Below are 20,049 nucleotides of genomic sequence, written 5' to 3' on the forward strand. Positions count from 1 at the left end.
GCCAAGTAGACCGGCAATAGTTATCTACTTCAAAATTAGTACTGCTCGACGTTGCAGCCAAGTTTAGCTAATGCTTGCCCTGACTCATAGTCGGCATATCTAACATCTAATCCCCATATACCATATGCTCCGATCTCGCGATAGGTGAAATTAAGCTTCGGCGCCTCATAGTTAACTAATTTTTCATTAGGATATACGGTTATAATGTCTTGCCCGTCGAGTATCCTGGTAATGGTAGTGGCGCCATTATTAAGATCGTAAATGGTATTTTCCAAGCATGCACCACCATCGGTATACGTATCTTCGAATGCATCTTCAGGTATCTTAAATATGCTTCTGTTGGTAAATGTAACTACGCCAACGGTGCCAGCCGCAGCAAGCAAGCCGACTGATAATGTGCCTGCTGCAATTTTATTCCTTAATTCAACGTTCATATATTTACTCCTATACGAAACACAGTACATTCTTAATCAAACATATTAACAAATATTGTAATACATGCCAAATTGCGCAATTCTCTGGCTCGGTGGAGTAGGATGAGTTGGAGTCGTTGTCGGATTGAACTACTGACTTTTGCTGACTTATCGCTAAACGCAGTTTGCTAAAAATTGAATGTTATGACACCTTGCTCGGGCTTAGCTCATTGTTCCTGCTCGCATACCGCTCAGAAATTCATTCGCTTCATCCAATTCAGAGGACGTTCCGACATTGAAGTACTGTATGTCTGGATTAAAGACCGCATGCATTTTCCTTAGCTCAACGAGCGGATTGATGACACTACTCCAGTCATTTCCATAACGCTCATCTAGAGTATGGATCGCTGATTTCGGTACCATTAAAAATCCAATATTTATCATCCCTTCCACCTCTGGAGATTGTTTATATTTTTCGCCTTTGAGTGTCGTCGTGGTTATTACATCTGCGCCATTTGTTTCAATAACCCTATGGCGAAATAAATTGCGGGCCCGAGTTGTAGCCATCGCACACTCATCGTTTTTGATTATGCTCAAACCCTGATTTATAAAAGAGTCTACATCAAGACCAACACGAATCTCATCCGTATTACAAAGAATAAAATGCGATGATGTGAGGTAGGGTGAGGCGCTCATTATTGCTGCTACAATGCCTGGCGCTTTCTGTTGCGAAATAACGATCTCCGTTGAAAATTTTTGCTGATGTATCCATTGCACCATTGTGTCTGCCTGGTGATCTACTGCAAAGATTAATTTATCAATAGCAGGTGCTGAATCCAGACTGTCGAGGGTATAACGGATCAGTTCTTTGTCCTGCACTTTATAGAGCGACTTTGGCAGCTTATCTTCAGTCACGTCCCTAAATCGAGTTCCTCGACCCCCACATAGCAGTACGACATTTATTTTCGTATTATTCACTTTTCTGCCTTTGCAATATAATTTGCAATATCAAAGAAGCGGTTAACGGAATTTTCATTGTCAAAATACCCGCCAATATAAATATTGTCTCCGACCACTTTAATATTTGGTTTTACCAGTACAGCTGATTTCTTCGTAAATTTGTGCTCTTCGGGTCCATTGTCATATTCAGCCAATCCGTACAGGTCCATTAAATCGCCTGATGCAAGTGCATCCGATAAGCTATCAATGAACTCATTTTTCGATGTCTCTTTTGTTACCCGAAAGCGGTAGTCGATCATTGATACGCCAGTGTATGGAACCAACGTATAGATAACTGTAAAGTTATCTTCGTGAAGAAAGTCTAATAAATGTGGTGCGACTTGCTCAAGAGTGCATGCACGGCGTTCAAGCGTGTTGAATTTTCCGTTTTTGTGTAATGGGATATTATGGATCACGCCGACATCCGAGTCGATTACGCCCCACCTGTCATGTACCCATTTAGCTAGCGGTATATAGGCATTAACCGTGCATGATCCATACGAAATTACTTTCCGTACATCTTGACTAAAGTTCTGATGATTATACCCGTACACTAATATCTGATCTGCCGTCCATGAAGTAGCCGAAATAACGACATAACGTGTTTTGCTTATTAATACTTCGCTCCAATCGCTTTTTTCTGTGTGCTTCCCAGAGCACTCTAGAAGTAGGTCCACCTCCCCAACCCAAGAAACGCTTCCAAGTTGAACTGTGCTGTATGATATATTCTTGTGTGTATTTCCGATCTTTATAATTAATGCATTTTCTTTGAAGTCGATGCTATTTTTTAGTGTTAAATAAGGATCATTTTTGATGATAGTCTTAATTTTTTCGATACTTAGGGCGTCGTCGTTGATGGCAACAATATCAAATTGCGCACCTTTATAGTTGTCTACCCAATACTGCAATAGATGCATTCCAAATCGACCAAAACCATTTATAGCAACGCGTATCATTTTCTCTCCAGATGTTTGCTAGTATCCTCCGAATCCAACTCGACGTCAATAACCGCATAGCTGACTTCACTGCCGTCTGGCAAGCCGGCAAACATTTTGAAAAAACCACCAACGATGCCATACGTAGCGAGTGCCAGAAATGGCTCGATAAATGGGATAAGTAGAACGATCTGAGTATTGAAGCCCGCCGTTAAAAACTGTTCTAAAGCTTGTTGGAAAATGGCACAAATATAGAGGCAATAAAAAAGAAGCCGTATAAATCGACTTCTGATTTAGTAATGCGCAATTCTCTGGCTCGGATGAGTGGGATAGGCTGGAACCATCTAAAATTACAAATAATGTCTATGAATGTTTTATCGTTATACTGTCGCGTGTTAAAATACAAGCCAAATCAAATTTATCAATGAGGTCAAAATCATATCAACAATCATAGAAAAGTTACAGTGTTTTGATAATTCAGTTTAATTGCTACTTTTACTTGGGCTCAGGCGGAAGTATGAGTAGGCTTGGGCTTGATTGGCCTTCAGGGTACCATGGTTCTGAAAATTCCGGGAGAGGTACGTAATCGTCACGTTCTCCATGTAATGTATGATCAATACCTGACAATGCATTACTGTCATACATCCTGTCACCTACTATCTCAACATCATCGCGAATTACATATTTTGCGGTATACATTGATCCAGCGCCCCTATCTATTAATTCAAGCCCTGCAATATGTCCACCCTCTCCACCGTAACTATCAAAAAGGATATGGCAATTTGCTTCTCCAGCATTTTTAATCAAATCACGGATTCGAAGTTGCTTTGCGGTTACGCTAGTATTAGACCAGTTCTGTAATTCATCGCTGTAGTCGTAAGGAGCATCCGGACAATACAGCTGTGGACTAGCACCGTATGCATTGTAAATAGCTACAGGAGCGGTATCAGTGTCGGGCTGCGGGTCAACTTTGAAAAAATCCTTAAGCAAAGTTGAGATACAGTCATTAAACCCTAGGCCGCCATCCTCATGGCCTTCACGAAACATATCATAAAATCTTTGCGGTAATTCAGCGTTGCGCATAGCAGCATCAAGTGATAGAGGTAAACAATAGCCTGCTGGATCTCCAAGTCTTTGCAACTGATTTCGGGCTGACATAGACGACATAACGTATAATTTACTATAACAAAGACACAGTGTCAAACTTATAACATGGAATATTACGAACAAAAATTCATATATAAAATGAATTACAAATCATATTCCGAAGCAATGCTGGCTTCTGATTTGGTAATGAATACTTCTCTGGCTCCCCATACAGGTCTTGAACCTCAAACAGAGATAAATGGCACAAATGAGACAGTAAATGGCATAAAATGAGTGTCTCGAAAATATCATTAATAACTATAAGGAAACGCTAGTTTCTGGCAATGTCCTATTATTACTTTTTGAGTTGTTTGATTCTCTTAATTAAATTAATCCACGATTCACAAGATTCCAGTAGTGTTGGCCAAGTACGGTAAGTTCGCAGGACTTACTTTCCATTGCTGCATTCCACATGTGTGGTGTTCCTACTGGACGGAGTAGATTAACTTTAATATATCTTTGCAAAATAGCAAATATAGCTGTATTAGTTGAATTTGGAACGGGTACATTAGCTTTTGCGTCATCTGAAGAACGTACCGGTTCAAACGTCGGATCAAGAGCAAATTCAAAATCAGCTGTTGGAAAATGTGTAGTTATCGCTTGCAAATCGGTTAATGCGATTGGAGGCTCTGCAGTACGCAGAGAAACAAAAGTCTTAACATTTGTTTTAAATACCGGGCGTTGAGCCCATGTACCTAATGATTGATCAACGTGTGCGTAAATGCTTCCCGGCGTTACATCGCCAAGAAGGTTTCCTGCAGCCCCATTTAGAGCATCGACAAACAAATTAGTAAAAACACCAGATCCTCCACCTGGAGTTTCCATGGCGTATTGGTCGGCTGTCGATGCTGACAAAATCGTAACACCATCTTTTATTTCAGCAAGACCAGTAACTAACGCATTGTTACCGGCAATGCCTCCATGGCAACTATCAAGTATAATTACCTTATTTCGCGCTGGAGATTGATTTGCTAGTGTCATTACTTCACTTAGTGCCAATCCATCATCACCGGATCGATCGTCACTAGCACAAAGGTAGCCGCCTACATCTTCTATGTATCCATGACCGGCAAAATAAAATAAAGCAATTTCACTATCGTCTGCAAAAAGTTCTCGCACCGCATCTTTAAGCTGCTCTCGGCTGATGGCGCTTCCGGCATCATTGCCGGTTAGGAGCTGAGGAGTAGCGAAGTTCAATGTCCCATCGGAGTGTCGTTCTAGTATGGCTTTTACGGCATGAGCATCGTTTACGCACCCACTCAGGTTACCTATTCTCTCATAAAAATCGATGCCTACAATTAAAGCCTTACGCATTATAGAGAATCAATGAAATTACTAATGTTTGCATCAGACCATGTATACGTGGTTACTCCGCTGATTGTTGTCCGATCTGCGCTGTATGCCCAGATTCCTCGCACAGGCGTGCTCTCCTCTTTTGCACATTCGATTTCCCATTTTTGACCTTCGGATGTAAGAGAGTTTTTACTTACTAGGACAATAACACCGTCGGATCGACGGATTCTCGTACGAACACGTTCCTTCCATTCTTTATCGTATGCTTGCTTTACGGACATATCGATAAATTCGAATGGTTGCCTGGGATGTAGCGATTGACCCTTTAAAAAGTCACGCTGATGCTCATCTTCAATTGCAAAAGCTACAAATATAATTTTCTTATCATTGTCAGACATATTACCCCCTTTTTTTCATAAGTCGGCGTTAGATACGCTGCTTGTTACTATTATACGCTGCAACTTGTCAACAGCCCAATGCACATGGTCAAATATTCTTATTTGAGCTATTGTACAGCTCGACGAATTGCTTCGGTGAACGGCGTGTCTTGTTCTTGTACGTCCGGCTCCAGTTCATCGTATGGTTTGATTGATCGATGCTCAGGGTCATTAAAACTCATCCATGCGGCCCAGACGTTGTGAACGTCTTCGTTGGTAACTTGCGTATGCTTCGCAAGCGCCAAGACGGCGTACATAAGCATTAGCTCGTCAAGGTTTTCGGCTTCTGGTAAAACTTCGGCTGGGATTTGGCCATGAATTTCACCGGCTAGTTCTTTTATGTAGTTCATGACTTAATAGTAGCACTTTAGCTTGGTATAATAATAATTAAGATAGGGGTAAACGTGAGCAACGGGAGAACAGTTTCAATCCAAGTTTCGACGGCGCAGCAATTCCATGTTGCTGCCGAAGCTCGCCGTGCTGCCCAAAAAACGATTGAAGCGTCTTTACCGGCTGAGAAGCTAGCCCTAATTGCTGAAGCCCAGCAACGCCAGGTGGCGGCAATAATGCCACGAATTAGTTCAATAACTGTACCAATATTCAAAGAGTTCCGTCGAACAATGCTGTTTCACGGTGCGGCTTTTCGCTCGGTCTCAATGCCCTATACTCAGCTGAACCAGTCGATTACGGCTTGGCAAAAAGTACTAAGCAGCTCGCTTATTACAGGCTTCCAACAATCAACATTTGGCTCGATACCGTTTGTTATCAACTTTGAAACGCCAGATATCCTTATGCCGCGCCAACTTGAACAAGCTGTTATTGCGGATGAGTCATTACAATTACCAGACAGTACAAATCTTACTGTTTCAATCGACCAATATGGCAACTTTGTTATTAATCAGCATACAATGTACCGTGCAAACGCAAATACTTCCGAACACGGCAAGCTACTGCACTTACTTGAGAGCCGTAAAGACGAGTTTATTAAAAATGACGAACTAAGAGCGCATTTTAAGGCTGGCAGCGTACGCGAAATTATGAAGAATCTTAAAAAGGATATGCGTGAATCAGGCTATCGGTTAGATTATGACCGGCACCGTCGCCAAGGTTTGGTGTACCACGGCATTATTCACCGCCAACAGTAGTCTACCCTCATAATACCCCTATATTCCCCCGTTTCATAAGCGGGGTTTTTTGTTATTCCTAAGACATAACGAAAGGAAAAGTTATGTCGGAAACATTGGAAATCAAACAAGTCGGCGTGTCATTGTTAAATCCCGCACCGTATAACCCAAGAAAATGGAGCGAACATTCGATCCGTCAATTGACTGAAAGCATTAAGCGCTTTGGAATGGTCGATCCGATTATCGCCAATAGCGCTACTATCCGCAAGAACATTGTTATTGGCGGCCACTTCAGACTCAAAGTTGCCAAAGACCTCGGCTATACCCTGGTACCGGTGGTTTATGTTGATATTCCGGATGAGAATCGTGAAAAAGAATTGAACCTACGACTTAACCGTAATACCGGTGAGTTCGATCTTGAGCTTTTAAAGCAATTTGATGTCGACCTTTTGCTCGACGTTGGCTTTGATGATAGCGACCTCGGCGACATTTGGAATGATGCGTTGGAAACCGATGACGATAGCTTTAATCAGGAAAAAGCCGTCAAGCAAGCTGAAGGCACTGATATCAAACTCGGTGACATGTTTCGACTTGGCAGCCACCGGCTAATATGCGGCGACTCGACTGATCCGACCGTTATTACTAAGCTAGTAAGCACTGATCGCCCCGCTATTTTTTATAGTGATCCGGTCTACAATATCAAACTTGATTATAGCAAAGGTATTAACACCGGCGGCAAATATGGTGGTTCAGCCAAAGACCATAAATCAGATAATGAGTATAAACAATTTCTGCAGGCTGCGCTGACGGCCGCGATGCCAGTCTTGGCCGAAGACGTCCATGTATTTATGTACTGCGACCAGAACTACATTGGCTTACTGCAATCACTTATGCAGGAAAATAATCTTAAGAACCGGCGCGTCTGCCTATGGATCAAGAACAGCTTCAACATGGTGCCAAAGGTAGCTTTTAATAAGGCCTACGAACCCTGCGTTTATGCGACTCGTGGTAATCCGTATCTATCGGATACCAGTAAAAACCTGACAGAGATTATTAATAAAGACATATCACCCGGTAACCGGACTATCGATGATATTACGGATCTATTTGACATCTGGCTGGCTAAACGTGAATCAGCACAGGAGTACCAGCACCCAACGCAGAAACCGGTAACCTTGCATGAAAAGCCGCTCAAACGCTGCACGAAAGTCGGCGATATGGTGCTTGATGTTTTTGGCGGCTCAGGTTCAACGTTGATTGCCTGCGAGCAAATGAAGCGTGTGGCCCTACTTAGTGAAATCGATCCGGTATTTTGCCAGGTCATCGTTGACCGTTGGCAAGCGCTAACTGGCAAAAAGGTAGTACAGCTATGAAATCCGGTGACATATACCGGCTTGGCAGCCACCGCTTAGCCTATGGCAGTTCTAGTGACACGGACCTACTTGCCCGGCTTGTAAGCGCAGATAAAGTAGCCATGGTCCTAACTGACCCGCCCTACGGCGTCTCATATGTTGAAAGCAAACGCGGTATTGCTAGTTTGGCGACCGATAAGGTTATCGCTAATGACAATATCGGAGACGAAACGGAATACAAGGCGTTCAGCGTGGCATGGATCGAGGCGGTTAAGCCGCACCTGGCCCGCAAGAATAGTATCTATATCTTTAATTCGGACAAAATGCTGGTGCCGACTGTTGAAGCTATGAAGTCTACCGGCTGTAAGTTTGCTCAACTTCTTATCTGGGCTAAAACTCATGCGGTGGTTGGCCGCTTGGATTACTTGCCTCAGCACGAGCTAATTCTGTATGGCTGGTATGGCACCCATACTTTTAAAAAGAGCAAAGATAAAAGTATTCTGGTCTATCCCCGGCCGAATCGGAGCAAACTGCATCCGACTATGAAGCCAGTCGGTTTATTACGGCGGCTTCTACTTAATAGCTCGAGCGTCCGAGATATTGTCTTTGACGGCTTTGCCGGGAGTGGCAGTACTCTATTAGCTTGTGAACAGACTAACCGCCAATGCTTGGCAGTCGAGCTTGACCCGGAGTACTGCCAAGTAATCATTGACCGTTGGGAAAGACTGACTGGCCAAACAGCGGAGCTGCTAATATGAGCCGCAACCAGAAAGCCGATAAGAAGCAACTACTGTTACGCCTTGAAAAGACACCGATTGTAGAGGTGGCCTGCCAACAGGCCAAAGTCCCCCGCAGTACCTATTACCGCTGGCGTAAGGCAGATAAAGCATTTGCCGAAGCCTGCGATGAGGCGCTTGAGGAAAGTATTGGCCGAATCAATGATCTAGCTGAATCGCAGCTCATCAGTGCGATTAAGGAGCAGAATATGGGGGCTATAACATTTTGGCTAAAACACCACCACAAACGCTATACTACCCGCGTCGAGCTAACGGCCCGGACTGACCAGGATGAAGCCTTAACGCCAGAACAAGCGGCTACGGTTCGGGCTGCCCTGCAGCTGGCTGGACTTCTAAGTAATGAAGTAAGCCTGAAAGATATCAATGAATAATCAACTACCGGCTGAACTATGGCAACATATTCAGTCTGACCGTAAGGTGCGAATGAAGACCGCCGAGCAAAGCCATGAATGGTTTTTTAGCTTATATCTGGCGGACTATGTATCGTATCCGACTGCGCCGTTTCAACAGGAGATATTCAATTTAACAGAGCGCACGGACATCAACCATATAGTGATCGTTGCTTTTCGTGGCTCCGGTAAGTCGACAATGGTTACCTTGTCATATCCAATTTGGTCCATCCTTGGAGTGCAGCAAAAGAAGTTTGTATTAATACTAAGCCAAACTCAAAACCAAGCTCGTATGCACTTGGCGAATATTAAACGAGAGTTTGAAAATAATGAGCTACTACGTGCGGATTTTGGCCCGCTTGAAGAAGAAAGCGATGAATGGGGATCATCTTCGCTTGTCTTAAGCCAATATGGCGCCCGTATTAGTGCCGCATCAACCGATCAGAGTATCCGCGGTATTCGGCATGGTAAACACCGCCCTGACCTTATTATATGCGATGACGTTGAAGATCTATTATCCGTGAAGACTTATGAAAATCGTAATAAGAACCATAATTGGTTGACCGGTGAAGTCATACCTGCCGGAGACAACAATACTAAGCTTGTTATGGTCGGCAACCTATTACACGAAGATTCCCTCCTCATGCGCGTCAAAGCCCGGTTTGAAGCCGGTGACATGGATGGCGTCTTTAAAGCGTACCCGCTTGTCTCTGATGATGGTCAAGTGCTATGGACTGGTAAATATCCAGATATTGCCGCCGTCGAAGCCGCCCGACGAAAGCTTGGTAATGACCGCGCTTGGCTTCGTGAATATATGCTCAAGATAATACCCGATGAGGATCAGATTATATTACCGCAATGGATTAAATACTATGATAATCTGCCGTCTAAGGATTTTAATACACTTCGTTACAAGGCGGTTGGCATTGACCTGGCCATATCCCAGCGCACTACCGCCGACTGTACAGCCATGTTATCTGCTGAGATACATGGTCTCGGCGAAAATATGAAAGTGTATATTCTGCCGGATCCGGTCAACGCCCATATGTCCCATTTAAAAACGCTCGAAAAGGCTCACGAGCTAGTTGCTAAGCTTGGTACAAAAAGCAGCGTGAAGTTGTTTGTTGAGGAAGTTGGTTACCAGGGATCGGTTATTGAACAATTAACAAAAGAGAATTATAAGGCCGAAGGCGTAAAGGTACGCGGCCAAGACAAGCGAGCGCGATTGTTATCGATCAGTCATCTGGTTGAAAGCGGCAAAGTTGTCTTCCCTCGATACGGTGGCCACCAACTTCTCCAGCAGCTATTAGGTTTTGGTAGCGAACGATATGACGATTTGGCAGATGCATTCTCGATATTACTCGAGAAGGTATTGGAGCATGATCACAGGCCTTCAGGAGGAACAGTCACATGGGGCACGGGTTTTTGGGATAATTATTGGAAGCACCGAAATGCTTTTGAAAGTAGCCGCTGGGAGGGACGAAGACATGGCTGGTGATATGGATAGGCTTGACAGCGTATAGCAGGTATAATCAATATTGTCTAGATCAGAGTAATTCAGTATTGCGCGAGCAGCCTCGCGTGGTGATGCCATAAAAATGGGCAGCCATGCGAAAAAGTAGGCATCACTGCTTGCTCTGATCTAGACAGTCTAGTGTGGCTGTCCATTTTTATATATCGGGCAGCCTCCAGCGCTCACAATAACTTAAACGGAGGCTAATCCCATGGATAGCACAAAAAAGCGAAACTTTTTCGCACGACATAAAATATTAACCGGGTTCCTAGTTCTTGTCGGGCTAGGAGTGATTATTTCTGCGGCTGGTAGTGGCGGATCAAACACCCAAACGGCTTCGAATAGTGGATCAAGTAACGCAGCTCAAACAGACGACAAAGCAAAGGTAGCAAAACTAAATGAAACAGCCCGAGACGGCAAATTTGAATTCACCGTTACCAGCATCGAATGCGGCAAAGCGTCAGTCGGTACCAATGAGTACTTAACGAAGCAGGCGCAAGGTCAATTCTGCCTGGCTAATGTTAGCGTCAAGAATGTCGGCACCGAAGCCCAAACGTTTGATAGCTCAAGTCAGTATCTTTATGATGCAGCCGGGTCCAAGTTTTCCGCCGATGGCACTGCATCACTATATGCTAACCCTGAGGGCAGTACCTTCCTAAATCAGATCAATCCAGGTAATAGCGTTACAGGTGCAATTGCCTTCGACTTGCCAAAAGACAAAACGCCGGTCACGGCAGAGCTACACGACAGTGCCTTCTCGGGTGGTGTAAAAGTCAGCTTACAATAGAAGCACGAAAATCATAAAATAGTCGTCTTCATGGCGACTATTTTTATTATGCTGGACTTGTTGAAACACTTGCGGCATTACTTGTGTTATGAACACAGAACCCGAACTTAAATACTGCTTGTATGCTCGCAAGTCCAGTGAATCAGATGAGCGCCAAGCTATGAGTATAGATTCTCAGTTAGCTGAAATGAGAGCCTTGGCTAGCAGTAGTGGACTCAATGTAGTATGCGAATTGCAAGAAAGTTACTCGGCCAAAGAGTCGGGTAAGCGGCCAGTTTATAATCAATTGCTTAAAGGGTTACGGGGTGACGAGTATAATGCTGTGCTTACATGGGCACCCGATCGTCTATCTAGAAATGCCGGTGATCTCGGCTCTATAGTAGATCTAATGGACCAGGGTAAATTGTTGCATATTAAGACGTACTCACAAACATTTACTAATAATCCAAATGAGAAGTTCTTGCTTATGATCCTTTGTTCGCAGGCAAAGCTTGAGAATGACAACAAAAGCATCAACGTCAAACGAGGTATTAAAACGAAGTGTGAAATGGGCTGGCGGCCAGGGGTCGCACCGCTCGGCTACATGAATCGGGCATTCGGTGGTATCAAGGACATCGTTCCTGACCCTGACCGAGCCGATATCATTACTGAAATGTTCCGTAAGGCTGGCCAGGAGGGCTGGAGCGGCCGGAAACTGAAAGACTGGCTTGACGGCCAGGACTTCCGCAACCGATCTGGCTTGCCGGTCATGTTGAGCCAGGTTCTTGCCATCCTCATTAACCCTTTCTATTATGGCGAATTCCAGTATCCAGAGTCGCCTGGCGGCAAATGGTTCAAGGGCGCGCATAAACCGCTTGTTTCTAAAGAATTGTTCGACCTCGTACAGCAAACGCGCGGTGTAAACAAAGGCGTGTGGGGATCGAAGCAGTTTGCTTTCCGCGGCTTAATATCATGTGGCCAATGTGGTGCAAGCTTTACGGCGCAGGAAAAGTTTAAAAAGCTGAAAAACGGAGACTATAACCGTCACGTTTACTATAGTTGCACTCGACGCGTTGATCCTAACTGCAAGGAAAAATATATCAACGAAACAAACTTCTGCCTGATACTCCAAGACTTTATTGAGCAGAATTACAACGGAATACGTATCAGCAGTAAGTTAAGGGCTAAAGTCGAACGACACTACAGTGCTACCAAAAGTTTGTTTGCTCATTACAAACTTGAGCAGCCCCTCGACAAGCCGTTCATCGAATATTCGAGATATGTACTGGACTGTGGATCAGAAAGCGAAAAAACGGCTCTGGCAGCTGGAATTGAAACAAAACTTAAGCTCACTTTTGGAGCTCTCGCTTTTGTAAAGTAAGATTCAGCGATATACCAACGATAAATCCAAAATGAATTTTATTTCAATTTACTTTTCAGGCTCACTTTTCATATTTTGAAATACTTTCCATCCTTCTTCCGTTCCATCTTCAATGTCCTCTTCGTGTCCAAAGTAGAGTGAAGACGCTTGAATAGTTTCTTTACCGTATTCTTCAAATTGTTCAGTTTTCCAATTAATAGGCGTTTCAGAATCGATAACTTCAAAAACTTCTGATGGCATCCACCAAGGCAATTCGCTGTCGTCAGTAACGATAAAGTAGAATTTACCCAAGTCATTGATACGAACACCATAACTTGTATACTCTTTATCAATCGTGATTTCAAGATTACCGTTTTGGTCCTGCGTAAATGCGAACTTTCTCAATTTAACACTTAGATCATTTATGTTATTTTTGATACACTTCAGTTTCATCGATATCTCTTTATCTTCACCTGTTTTACAGCTTTCTTAGACGAGTTGTAGAAGTAATGTACTATAACTTTCTTACCCTTATTTGTCAAAGGAACATGCCTGTACTCCATTTTTCGCCACCCATCTTTGGCTGAGTATCTAGCATCTTTAATTTTTCCTTTCATTATCTCTATGCCTACTTTTGGATTTGCACGAACAGTCTGCATAGCTAGCTTTTCACTAAGATTTCTAGCCGCTACTGTAGCAGCTTTCTTGGCTACATGTTTTGCGGCGTACTGAACTGCTATTCTCCCCGCAAATATCGCTACTGGTATTAAGAAAGCTGCTTGTCCGTCTAGATCTTCTTTGTTGATTGGATCAGCTGGGTAAATGTATCGATTTTCTACCCCGCCCTCTATTGGATCGACCTGTAAAAAGCGACCAAGGCTTGCAATATAGATCCTGGCACCCATTTCCTGAGGCTTAAGAGTAAAGTCTTTTTCAGTTTGCTTTTGATGCTTACCGACCCAGCCATAGCTATTGCCAGCGGTAGTGTTGTCTGCAGCAGTCGAGGACAACAATTGACCGAATGGATCATATTGATATGATCCGGTACTTGTACCATTAGTATTTGTTGTTGCCATGACGTCACCATGTATATTCGGTAGACTGTAGGTGTCTTTTTTAGCAGCATCGGTTTCAGTTGGTCGGATAGTAAGTAGAACGCCACCAGGAAGTGCCTGGTACTTCTCAACGACCGTCCAGCTAGTATTACGGATGAAGTCAGCGGTATCGCCAGTTCCAGTGTAGCCAGAAAAGGTTTGTTTTTGATTTAATCCATAATTGTCTTGACTGCGGTATTTAATGCGGTTTTGCGCATCGCGACTGAAGAAGGCTTCGACGCCTCCATTATTCTCAATTATCGCGCTATTGCGATCGCTTGAATCGTAACGGAATTCTGTTCTGGTCGTGCCACTGCCAAGGAAACGGGTATTGCCATGGGCGTCGTACTCGGCATTTGTTACAGTAGGATCTGTCGAACTCACAAGCTGATCGGCATTGTTGTAGCAGTAGTTAGTTGTAGTGGTCGTACCACCATTAGTACGGGTCGCGCTTGTTCGGTTAGCGTTTTTCCCGGCGTTTGCGTTGTCGCCAACGGCGCAACCGGTAGCGGTACCAAAGCCATAAGTGAACTGCTGCCCTGCAACCGTTGCACTTACTAATCTACTGGCTTTGTCATAGCTATAGCTTTTCGCTTGGCCTAGCTCTGTCCCGGAGATTATCTGACCAGACTGCGAACGAGTTACCGAATCGCTGACTTGAGATGTGCTGTCGCCAAGAGTGTAAGTAACATTGTTACTACGTCCAAGTTGGTCGTAACCGATACTGACAGCGGATGATCCGGCAGTCGGATATGTTGCGCTGTTCAAGCGGCCAAAGGCGTCGTAGCCAGCATAAGATAGTACTACTGAATCGAGTTTCTGCTCTGTCAAGCGATTAAAATTATTGTAAACGTATTCTTCAAGACCAACCGGGCTGGTTTTAGAGGTGAGTCGGCCAATTGCATCGTAAACATATTGTGTAGTATTTACGTACGAGTCTGAGTAGGTAACGGTTCGACCTAGCAAATCAAATGTCGTTTGTATAGTGCCCTCAGGATCACTCGTGTTTGTAATCAGTGGGTTTCCGCCTACTGCCCAGCTATTAGTAACTGTTCTGGCTGATGCACCATTGATGGCTGGTATCTGCACCTGTGTGACGCGGCCACGATCATCATAGGTTGTACATGTCCACGGGTCAGTGTTATAGCGGATAGCTACAACCCGACCTGCGTCATCGTAGACTGTTTCAGTAGTGCGAGCAGCTCCGGCTCCGGCAAGACCCGGCTCAGTCTTAAGCTTAAGCATGCCGCCTTGCTTAAATACTTCAGTAGCAGGTGTGCACGGGTTATCAGCTGTTTCAGTCGCACCAAAGTAGCCGTAACTTGTGTTGGTGCCGCCAGGCAGTGTCTTGCCAATCATGCGCATTAAGCTCCCAGTTGCGCCTTGTGCTTCGTAGCTAGAGGAGGTGTTATAGTTAAGCCCGCCCGGATCAACAATACTACTTTGAGCGAGGCCCAACTCTGGACTGGCGCCGTAATTGGTATTTGTCTGTGTGTCACCGACTTGAGTGCTAGAATCGAAATTCTTTTGAGAAGTTGTTAAGCCGTATCGGGGTGTCAGCAGTGATCCTAATGCAGCTGTTTCGGATCCTCCCGGCGAAGTTTTGTAAAGAATGAGTTGAGCATCGTTTTCGGTTGTATTCTTATTGTAATACTCAACTCGGATAGGGTGATAGCTGTTAGCAACGGTGTTATTAATCGTAACGTTCATATTCATAGCGTGAGAGCGTTGGCCGCCGTCTTCCCAGTCATTGATGATAAGCTTGTCATCAACGTATAAACGGACACCGTCGTCGCTATGTACCCTGAACGTATGTACGCCTACTTCATTGAGCTTGACATCACCACTTAAGCGTACGCCCCAGCCAGTATTGCCGTTGCCAGTATCGACCGGTGTCGGTACGGTTGAACCCCACGTCCGGTTGATATCACCGTTCGAGCCGCCAATACCTGTCTGATGGTTCTTAGGTGCTCCGCTCAATGTTTTAGTGCTGGATTTGTAGTTATAGTATGTAGCAGCAAGACTATTAATGCCTTCATCATAGCCACTTTGATTACGCGGTACTTGTGATACATAAGCAGCTAATGGCTTTCTATCTGCTCCAAACCAAGCGGACGGTGCTGCGCCGTATCTATCAGTCAACCGATCAGCATAATCATAGATATGCATTGTTTTAAGACCGACTGGGTCGGTGGTAGACAGGATCATGTCTTTAACTGGATCCCACTCGGTCGTAGTCATCAAGTTTGCTAAATCAGTATCTTGCAAGGTCCTGAAGGTACTGTCGTATTCAACCTTACGGTTAAAGCCGACTGGTTCCGTGGCACCATCAACTTTTACGAATGAGTATCCGGCACTTGCTACGCCACTCTGAGGATCAACGCTGTTGTATTGATAGGAATGAGCTTGCCTGGTAGCTCCCGGTGTTGCCTCAGGATATTTGACTTTTGTAGCCCGACCAATCAAATCGTAGCTTATGGTCGTATTAAGCAAATCACTTTGAGTTCTTACTCCAGCAGATACTGCATCGTTTGCTAGTGCGGTTCGCATCTGCGTAAGTAGCCCAGTTCCAGCTGAATCATAGCCAAATGATTGTATCTCATTGCCAGGCTCAACAATTCGTGCGAGTTGCGGCTTACCAGTAGGATCGTTCTGATAGACAAATTGAGTTACACGGTTATCGGAGGTCTTTAAGGCACATACCATATTTGTCGGTACGGCATCGAAACCTGATGGCACAGCTGGACAAGCCGATTCACCAGCGTAGATCAATTGTGCAAAACGCGAAGTGTCCACAGAATCGCTTAACTTCAATAGATGGGTGATGTTAGGGTTAGCAGATCCGGGGCTTGTACCGTAATCATAGTTTATGACGGCTGCTTTGCGGCTATCGACTGGATTAGTGACCGAGCGAATAGTACCATCGGAGTTAAAGACGTAGGTTTTTCCATCCGAATCCTGCAAAGTTAAGCTGCCATCGGCGTTACGAGTCAATATGCCTTCTTCATTTGGCGGAGCAACATAAGCATTGTTAACGTATTTGTATTCATGAGTTTCTCCAGTTGCGTCACGTAAGACTACGCTGCTGTTATTAATTGCAGCAAATTCGTAAGTTAAGTCACCATCTTCATCTGCACTTAGCTTCCAACCGTCCGGTAAGGCCGGTACTTCTTGTGTAAGCATTTCGGCTGGTACCACCCGTTCAGCTCCCGATGAATCTATCATATGTAGCTCTGCGGTAGCACCACCGGCGTTTTCATAGTACTCGACAGTAATTGGATATGACTGACCGGCGTTTAATTGAACGGTGTTTGATTGTGTCGTAATGCCAGGGTTATCAGCCCAGTTATTGAGTATCGGCGTAGTCGAATTATTAAGGAATACCCGACTGCCGTCATCAGCTACTGTCTTAAATTTGTAGTTATCGGTGACTTGAGGAGTGATATAGCCGCTCCAGCGAACCATGAAGTCGTCTGAAGGCGCACCTGGAATTGGACTACCGCCTCCCCAGTGGAATGATACCTGACTGTCATTACGTGTTAAGAAAAGTCGGTCATTAGCATTTGCAGGAAAGCTTGGTGAGGGGCCATTATTGTCGCTGTAGTAATACCGTCCTGTTAATCCGTACTTGTCACTCACCTGCTTTACGCCGGTTTGAAGCCAGTTACTTAGCACGACCCGTTCACCATTTGGATTAGATTGTGCATTGGCAAACTGAGGACCCTTTACATACAATTTCATTCTTGCACCTTGCTCCCAGTCAAAGTACTCAATCTTTATAGGAATAATTTGTCCGGCAGTCAGCTGTACTGAATCTGTACCGAATCTCAATGTCGGTGAACTATAACCCCAGCTGTCCAGTTTCGCGGTCGTTTCATTATTCACAAATATACGAACGCCATCATCAGCATCAGCACCAAACTTATATGTTCCATCTAGCGGAGCGACAAAGTAACCTTGCCAACGAGCTAAGAAATGATCATTGCTAATCGTGCCCGGTTGCGGCGATCCGCCCAACCAATCAGAGTCCACAGCACCGTCAACACGAGTTACGGCCGGTGCGGTGCTTGGGAAGCAGGCACAGTTGGCCGCATCATTCCAATACTGGGCAGTCAGCCCATTACGTGAGCGTACTGGGGAATTGTATTCTAGTCCTAAGCCTAGTGAGCCCCCTAATGCACTAACAGAATGAGTGTTATTAGAAGTAGTTACATTGCCAGTTGCCAAATCAGTTGAAACCCCTTCAACAGTGTCGAAGGCTTGCGTAGCGTCTTTGCCATTGCGCATATCAACCCTAAACGACCGCACTTCGCTGTCTTTCCAAGAACCTAGCCGACCAGTTGCAGGATTGCCAGCATCTACTTGATCCCACGTTTGCACTTTCCAGTAATAAGTTGTTCCGTCTTTCAATGCGTTATCCGGTACCGTCCACTGCGGTGAATCGAGCCAATCAGACGATACGACCATACCACTATTTCCATCATTGCCAGTCGTAACGCGGAAGCGATACTTAACCGCTTGTCCGTCAGGATCGGTCGCGTAGCCACTTGTTAGAAACGGTTGTACATTAACGACCGTTGCTTTATCTGCCGGAGCAGTTAAAGCACTAGCAGCTGGAAGATTGTCATAAGTAAAAGTGACACGGGTGTCTTCATAATCAAAAGTCTTAAATGTATAGTTATCACTTTCATCACCATTAACCATCATCCAGAAGCCGAAATCGCCGCCTGCAATCGCTTTACGGTAGAGCTCAGTCACGTCCATGTCACCTTGGTAACCGATGTTAGCACTGGCCGTACCATAGCTTCCGTCAATACCATGGTAATTGAATGCACCTAAGTGGCGTGCGTAGAACATACGTCCGTCGTATGTACCTTTAGTAGATATGGAGGAATCATTTGGCTCAACCATTTGAAGGTGCAGAGAGGCATTTAATAAGTACTTATTAGGATCTTGTAACTGATCAAAATTAGCGTGCGTAGCAAACCGCCAGATATAGTACGGTCTGTTGTTACCAGCGCTGTTGCTGCAGCCCATACCTGGATTGCATACGTAGCCATCGTGGCGGTAGTTCACATAATTGAAGCCATTGTTTGATACAAAGCTTGGGTCGACAATTACCGGAAATGATTTCTTATCTAATTTTGAAAACCAATCTTTGTCTACATCGACGGTTATTTCATTGTTGCTAATTGTCTGTTTAACATATGGTTCGGATCCGACAATACCCTGGTCGGCAAGGCCAACAGTAGGTGGTGCTATATTAAGGTCAGCCATTTCACCGTCCAATTTATAATAGCCAGGTTGATCAGGATTTGGACTTAAGCTTGCGCCATCTAATTTAAATTTGAAGTTGGTTTGACTTTCCGGCTTACTAATAACGATGCTTTCTTTTAGCTCGGAGGCATTAACTTCATACTTTACGTCTACCCCAGGCCAAACATTCTTGTAAGTAACAATTTGGTCAGAGCCGCTGTCACTTACTTCAGGCTCGCTATCTTTGCCGCCTATTGGAGTTAACTTTGCAGTTTGATTGCCCTGCTTTACATTAACGCCCTCAGTTTCAGTTAATTTCTTAAAAGTTACCTGCCACTTGTTGGCTTTTGTTTTCCACTCGTTCTTTGACTTGTCTTTTTCGAGAGTCATATCAATGTCTTGCCACTTGCCGTCTTTTTGATAACTTGTCGGTAAAACACTTTGCTCGACGGTTTTGCTGCCATCTTTATTAAGGAAGGTCTTTTGAGTTGGACTGCGATCTTCGTCGAGTACTTTAACTTTTGTAAGATCCCGTGGTTTACCGTTTTGAAGTACCTTACGGGTCTCGCTCAACTCGTTCTTCATTTTATCGGGAAGTTTAGAGACTTTCTTAGCGTCGCCCAGATCGACCGGGACGGCACCTGAAGCGACATTGTTCAAGGCTTGAGGCGTTCGGGCTTGCTTCTGCTGATAATCATAAAGAAATGAACCTAACCCAACTGTAAGGCTTGAAAAAGTAAAAACGGTTGCAACTGTTACTGCGGAAAAGCGCATATTAAAGTCTTTGATTTTACGCTCATTAAGCTTGTATTTTTTGTGTAATAAAAAAAGCGCCGTCAATTTTAACGGCGCTTTTGCAATTGCTTTGAATTTTTGGCCAAAACCTCTCATGACACACCCTACCGCATAAGTGTATTTATTGTTACTTACTCAAATCATACAGCAGCAGTAACAATATCGGCAATACTGCTAGTGCTTTTATATATTGTGTAATCTACATCTATATGAAAGAAGTAAAGTCATTTACTAATAGATGATAATACTGTTAATAATTGTCGTAGGACCGATCGTTTGAACGATTAAACGTTACAAATTATCAAAGAACCGGTTATGGAACCTGGTCGGCTTTTTGGCCGCATGCTTACCATAATGGCAATCGGTCGCGGTTAGAATTA

18 protein-coding genes are annotated in these 20,049 nt (G+C 44.4%); 9 read left to right on the plus strand and 9 right to left on the minus strand.

From position 1 onward, the window contains the following. Positions 1–35: 35 nt before the first annotated feature. The 3 genes from VF575_01110 to VF575_01120 all read right to left on the minus strand — a co-directional run bounded on the left by VF575_01110 (position 36) and on the right by VF575_01120 (position 2,368). Positions 36–434 carry a hypothetical protein gene (locus VF575_01110; protein ID HEX8182181.1) on the minus strand — a complete coding sequence of 133 codons (399 nt, stop codon included), beginning with the start codon at positions 432–434 and terminating at the stop codon, positions 36–38. A 201-nt stretch (positions 435–635) separates the two neighbouring features. Beyond that, complete coding sequence (locus tag VF575_01115; protein HEX8182182.1) at positions 636–1,391, minus strand: sugar phosphate nucleotidyltransferase; 756 nt, start codon at positions 1,389–1,391, stop codon at positions 636–638. Beyond that, positions 1,388–2,368, minus strand: coding sequence for a glyceraldehyde 3-phosphate dehydrogenase NAD-binding domain-containing protein (locus tag VF575_01120; GenBank protein ID HEX8182183.1), 981 nt, complete (start codon positions 2,366–2,368; stop codon positions 1,388–1,390). The genes VF575_01115 and VF575_01120 overlap by 4 nt, the downstream gene beginning before the upstream one ends. An 11-nt stretch (positions 2,369–2,379) precedes the next feature. Here VF575_01120 and VF575_01125 point away from each other — a divergent pair, with 11 nt between their 5' ends. Next, the gene (locus VF575_01125; GenBank protein HEX8182184.1) at positions 2,380–2,532 is read left to right on the plus strand and encodes a hypothetical protein; all 153 of its coding nucleotides are present in this window, start codon (positions 2,380–2,382) and stop codon (positions 2,530–2,532) included. Positions 2,533–2,842: 310 nt separating this feature from the next. Here VF575_01125 and VF575_01130 read toward each other — a convergent pair whose 3' ends face one another. Further along, positions 2,843–3,505, minus strand: a complete 663-nt coding sequence (locus VF575_01130) for a hypothetical protein (GenBank protein HEX8182185.1) — start codon at positions 3,503–3,505, stop codon at positions 2,843–2,845. A 54-nt stretch (positions 3,506–3,559) separates the two neighbouring features. Here VF575_01130 and VF575_01135 point away from each other — a divergent pair, with 54 nt between their 5' ends. Next, a complete protein-coding gene (locus VF575_01135; protein ID HEX8182186.1) occupies positions 3,560–3,727 on the plus strand; it encodes a hypothetical protein in 168 nt (55 codons plus the stop codon). Between the two features lie 90 nt (positions 3,728–3,817). Here VF575_01135 and VF575_01140 read toward each other — a convergent pair whose 3' ends face one another. The 3 genes from VF575_01140 to VF575_01150 form a co-directional block, all read right to left on the minus strand. Next, a complete protein-coding gene (locus VF575_01140; protein ID HEX8182187.1) occupies positions 3,818–4,807 on the minus strand; it encodes a caspase family protein in 990 nt (329 codons plus the stop codon). After that, positions 4,807–5,184, minus strand: coding sequence for a TIR domain-containing protein (locus tag VF575_01145; protein HEX8182188.1), 378 nt, complete (start codon positions 5,182–5,184; stop codon positions 4,807–4,809). Before VF575_01145 ends, VF575_01140 begins: the two co-directional genes overlap by 1 nt. A 107-nt stretch (positions 5,185–5,291) precedes the next feature. Further along, positions 5,292–5,573, minus strand: coding sequence for a hypothetical protein (locus tag VF575_01150; protein ID HEX8182189.1), 282 nt, complete (start codon positions 5,571–5,573; stop codon positions 5,292–5,294). A gap of 54 nt (positions 5,574–5,627) precedes the next feature. Between VF575_01150 and VF575_01155 the strand changes: the two genes are divergently transcribed. The 7 genes from VF575_01155 to VF575_01185 all read left to right on the plus strand — a co-directional run bounded on the left by VF575_01155 (position 5,628) and on the right by VF575_01185 (position 12,545). Beyond that, entirely contained in the window at positions 5,628–6,368 is a 741-nt protein-coding gene (locus VF575_01155; GenBank protein HEX8182190.1) for a hypothetical protein, read from the plus strand. An 83-nt stretch (positions 6,369–6,451) separates the two neighbouring features. Continuing rightward, positions 6,452–7,720, plus strand: coding sequence for a DNA methyltransferase (locus VF575_01160; GenBank protein HEX8182191.1), 1,269 nt, complete (start codon positions 6,452–6,454; stop codon positions 7,718–7,720). Further along, the gene (locus tag VF575_01165) at positions 7,717–8,457 is read left to right on the plus strand and encodes a site-specific DNA-methyltransferase (protein HEX8182192.1); all 741 of its coding nucleotides are present in this window, start codon (positions 7,717–7,719) and stop codon (positions 8,455–8,457) included. The genes VF575_01160 and VF575_01165 overlap by 4 nt, the downstream gene beginning before the upstream one ends. Continuing rightward, entirely contained in the window at positions 8,454–8,867 is a 414-nt protein-coding gene (locus VF575_01170) for a phBC6A51 family helix-turn-helix protein (GenBank protein ID HEX8182193.1), read from the plus strand. Before VF575_01165 ends, VF575_01170 begins: the two co-directional genes overlap by 4 nt. Further along, positions 8,860–10,383 (plus strand): hypothetical protein, encoded by a 1,524-nt coding sequence (locus VF575_01175; protein ID HEX8182194.1) that lies wholly within the window; start codon positions 8,860–8,862, stop codon positions 10,381–10,383. Before VF575_01170 ends, VF575_01175 begins: the two co-directional genes overlap by 8 nt. Before the next feature lie 226 nt (positions 10,384–10,609). Then, positions 10,610–11,185 carry a DUF4352 domain-containing protein gene (locus VF575_01180; GenBank protein ID HEX8182195.1) on the plus strand — a complete coding sequence of 192 codons (576 nt, stop codon included), beginning with the start codon at positions 10,610–10,612 and terminating at the stop codon, positions 11,183–11,185. Between the two features lie 88 nt (positions 11,186–11,273). Further along, positions 11,274–12,545, plus strand: coding sequence for a recombinase family protein (locus VF575_01185; protein HEX8182196.1), 1,272 nt, complete (start codon positions 11,274–11,276; stop codon positions 12,543–12,545). Between the two features lie 48 nt (positions 12,546–12,593). On the opposite strand, the gene VF575_01190 is transcribed toward VF575_01185, so the two are convergent. Both VF575_01190 and VF575_01195 read right to left on the minus strand, forming a co-directional pair. Beyond that, positions 12,594–12,977 (minus strand): hypothetical protein, encoded by a 384-nt coding sequence (locus VF575_01190; protein ID HEX8182197.1) that lies wholly within the window; start codon positions 12,975–12,977, stop codon positions 12,594–12,596. Further along, positions 12,974–19,765, minus strand: coding sequence for a PA14 domain-containing protein (locus VF575_01195; protein HEX8182198.1), 6,792 nt, complete (start codon positions 19,763–19,765; stop codon positions 12,974–12,976). The genes VF575_01190 and VF575_01195 overlap by 4 nt, the downstream gene beginning before the upstream one ends. Positions 19,766–20,049: the final 284 nt, after the last annotated feature.

Source organism: Candidatus Saccharimonadales bacterium, from assembly GCA_036388415.1.
GTDB lineage: Bacteria > Patescibacteriota > Saccharimonadia > Saccharimonadales > UBA4665 > UBA4665.

What these genes read in the sequence shown, in the direction of transcription:
- VF575_01110 (HEX8182181.1), bottom strand. Translation starts at nt 434, where the DNA reads ATGAACGTTGAATTAAGGAATAAAATTGCAGCAGGCACATTATCAGTC.
- VF575_01120 (HEX8182183.1), bottom strand. Translation starts at nt 2,368, where the DNA reads ATGATACGCGTTGCTATAAATGGTTTTGGTCGATTTGGAATGCATCTA.
- VF575_01125 (HEX8182184.1), top strand. Translation starts at nt 2,380, where the DNA reads ATGTTTGCTAGTATCCTCCGAATCCAACTCGACGTCAATAACCGCATA.
- VF575_01130 (HEX8182185.1), bottom strand. Translation starts at nt 3,505, where the DNA reads ATGTCAGCCCGAAATCAGTTGCAAAGACTTGGAGATCCAGCAGGCTAT.
- VF575_01135 (HEX8182186.1), top strand. Translation starts at nt 3,560, where the DNA reads ATGGAATATTACGAACAAAAATTCATATATAAAATGAATTACAAATCA.
- VF575_01140 (HEX8182187.1), bottom strand. Translation starts at nt 4,807, where the DNA reads ATGCGTAAGGCTTTAATTGTAGGCATCGATTTTTATGAGAGAATAGGT.
- VF575_01145 (HEX8182188.1), bottom strand. Translation starts at nt 5,184, where the DNA reads ATGTCTGACAATGATAAGAAAATTATATTTGTAGCTTTTGCAATTGAA.
- VF575_01150 (HEX8182189.1), bottom strand. Translation starts at nt 5,573, where the DNA reads ATGAACTACATAAAAGAACTAGCCGGTGAAATTCATGGCCAAATCCCA.
- VF575_01160 (HEX8182191.1), top strand. Translation starts at nt 6,452, where the DNA reads ATGTCGGAAACATTGGAAATCAAACAAGTCGGCGTGTCATTGTTAAAT.
- VF575_01165 (HEX8182192.1), top strand. Translation starts at nt 7,717, where the DNA reads ATGAAATCCGGTGACATATACCGGCTTGGCAGCCACCGCTTAGCCTAT.
- VF575_01170 (HEX8182193.1), top strand. Translation starts at nt 8,454, where the DNA reads ATGAGCCGCAACCAGAAAGCCGATAAGAAGCAACTACTGTTACGCCTT.
- VF575_01175 (HEX8182194.1), top strand. Translation starts at nt 8,860, where the DNA reads ATGAATAATCAACTACCGGCTGAACTATGGCAACATATTCAGTCTGAC.
- VF575_01180 (HEX8182195.1), top strand. Translation starts at nt 10,610, where the DNA reads ATGGATAGCACAAAAAAGCGAAACTTTTTCGCACGACATAAAATATTA.
- VF575_01185 (HEX8182196.1), top strand. Translation starts at nt 11,274, where the DNA reads ATGAACACAGAACCCGAACTTAAATACTGCTTGTATGCTCGCAAGTCC.
- VF575_01190 (HEX8182197.1), bottom strand. Translation starts at nt 12,977, where the DNA reads ATGAAACTGAAGTGTATCAAAAATAACATAAATGATCTAAGTGTTAAA.
- VF575_01195 (HEX8182198.1), bottom strand. Translation starts at nt 19,765, where the DNA reads ATGAGAGGTTTTGGCCAAAAATTCAAAGCAATTGCAAAAGCGCCGTTA.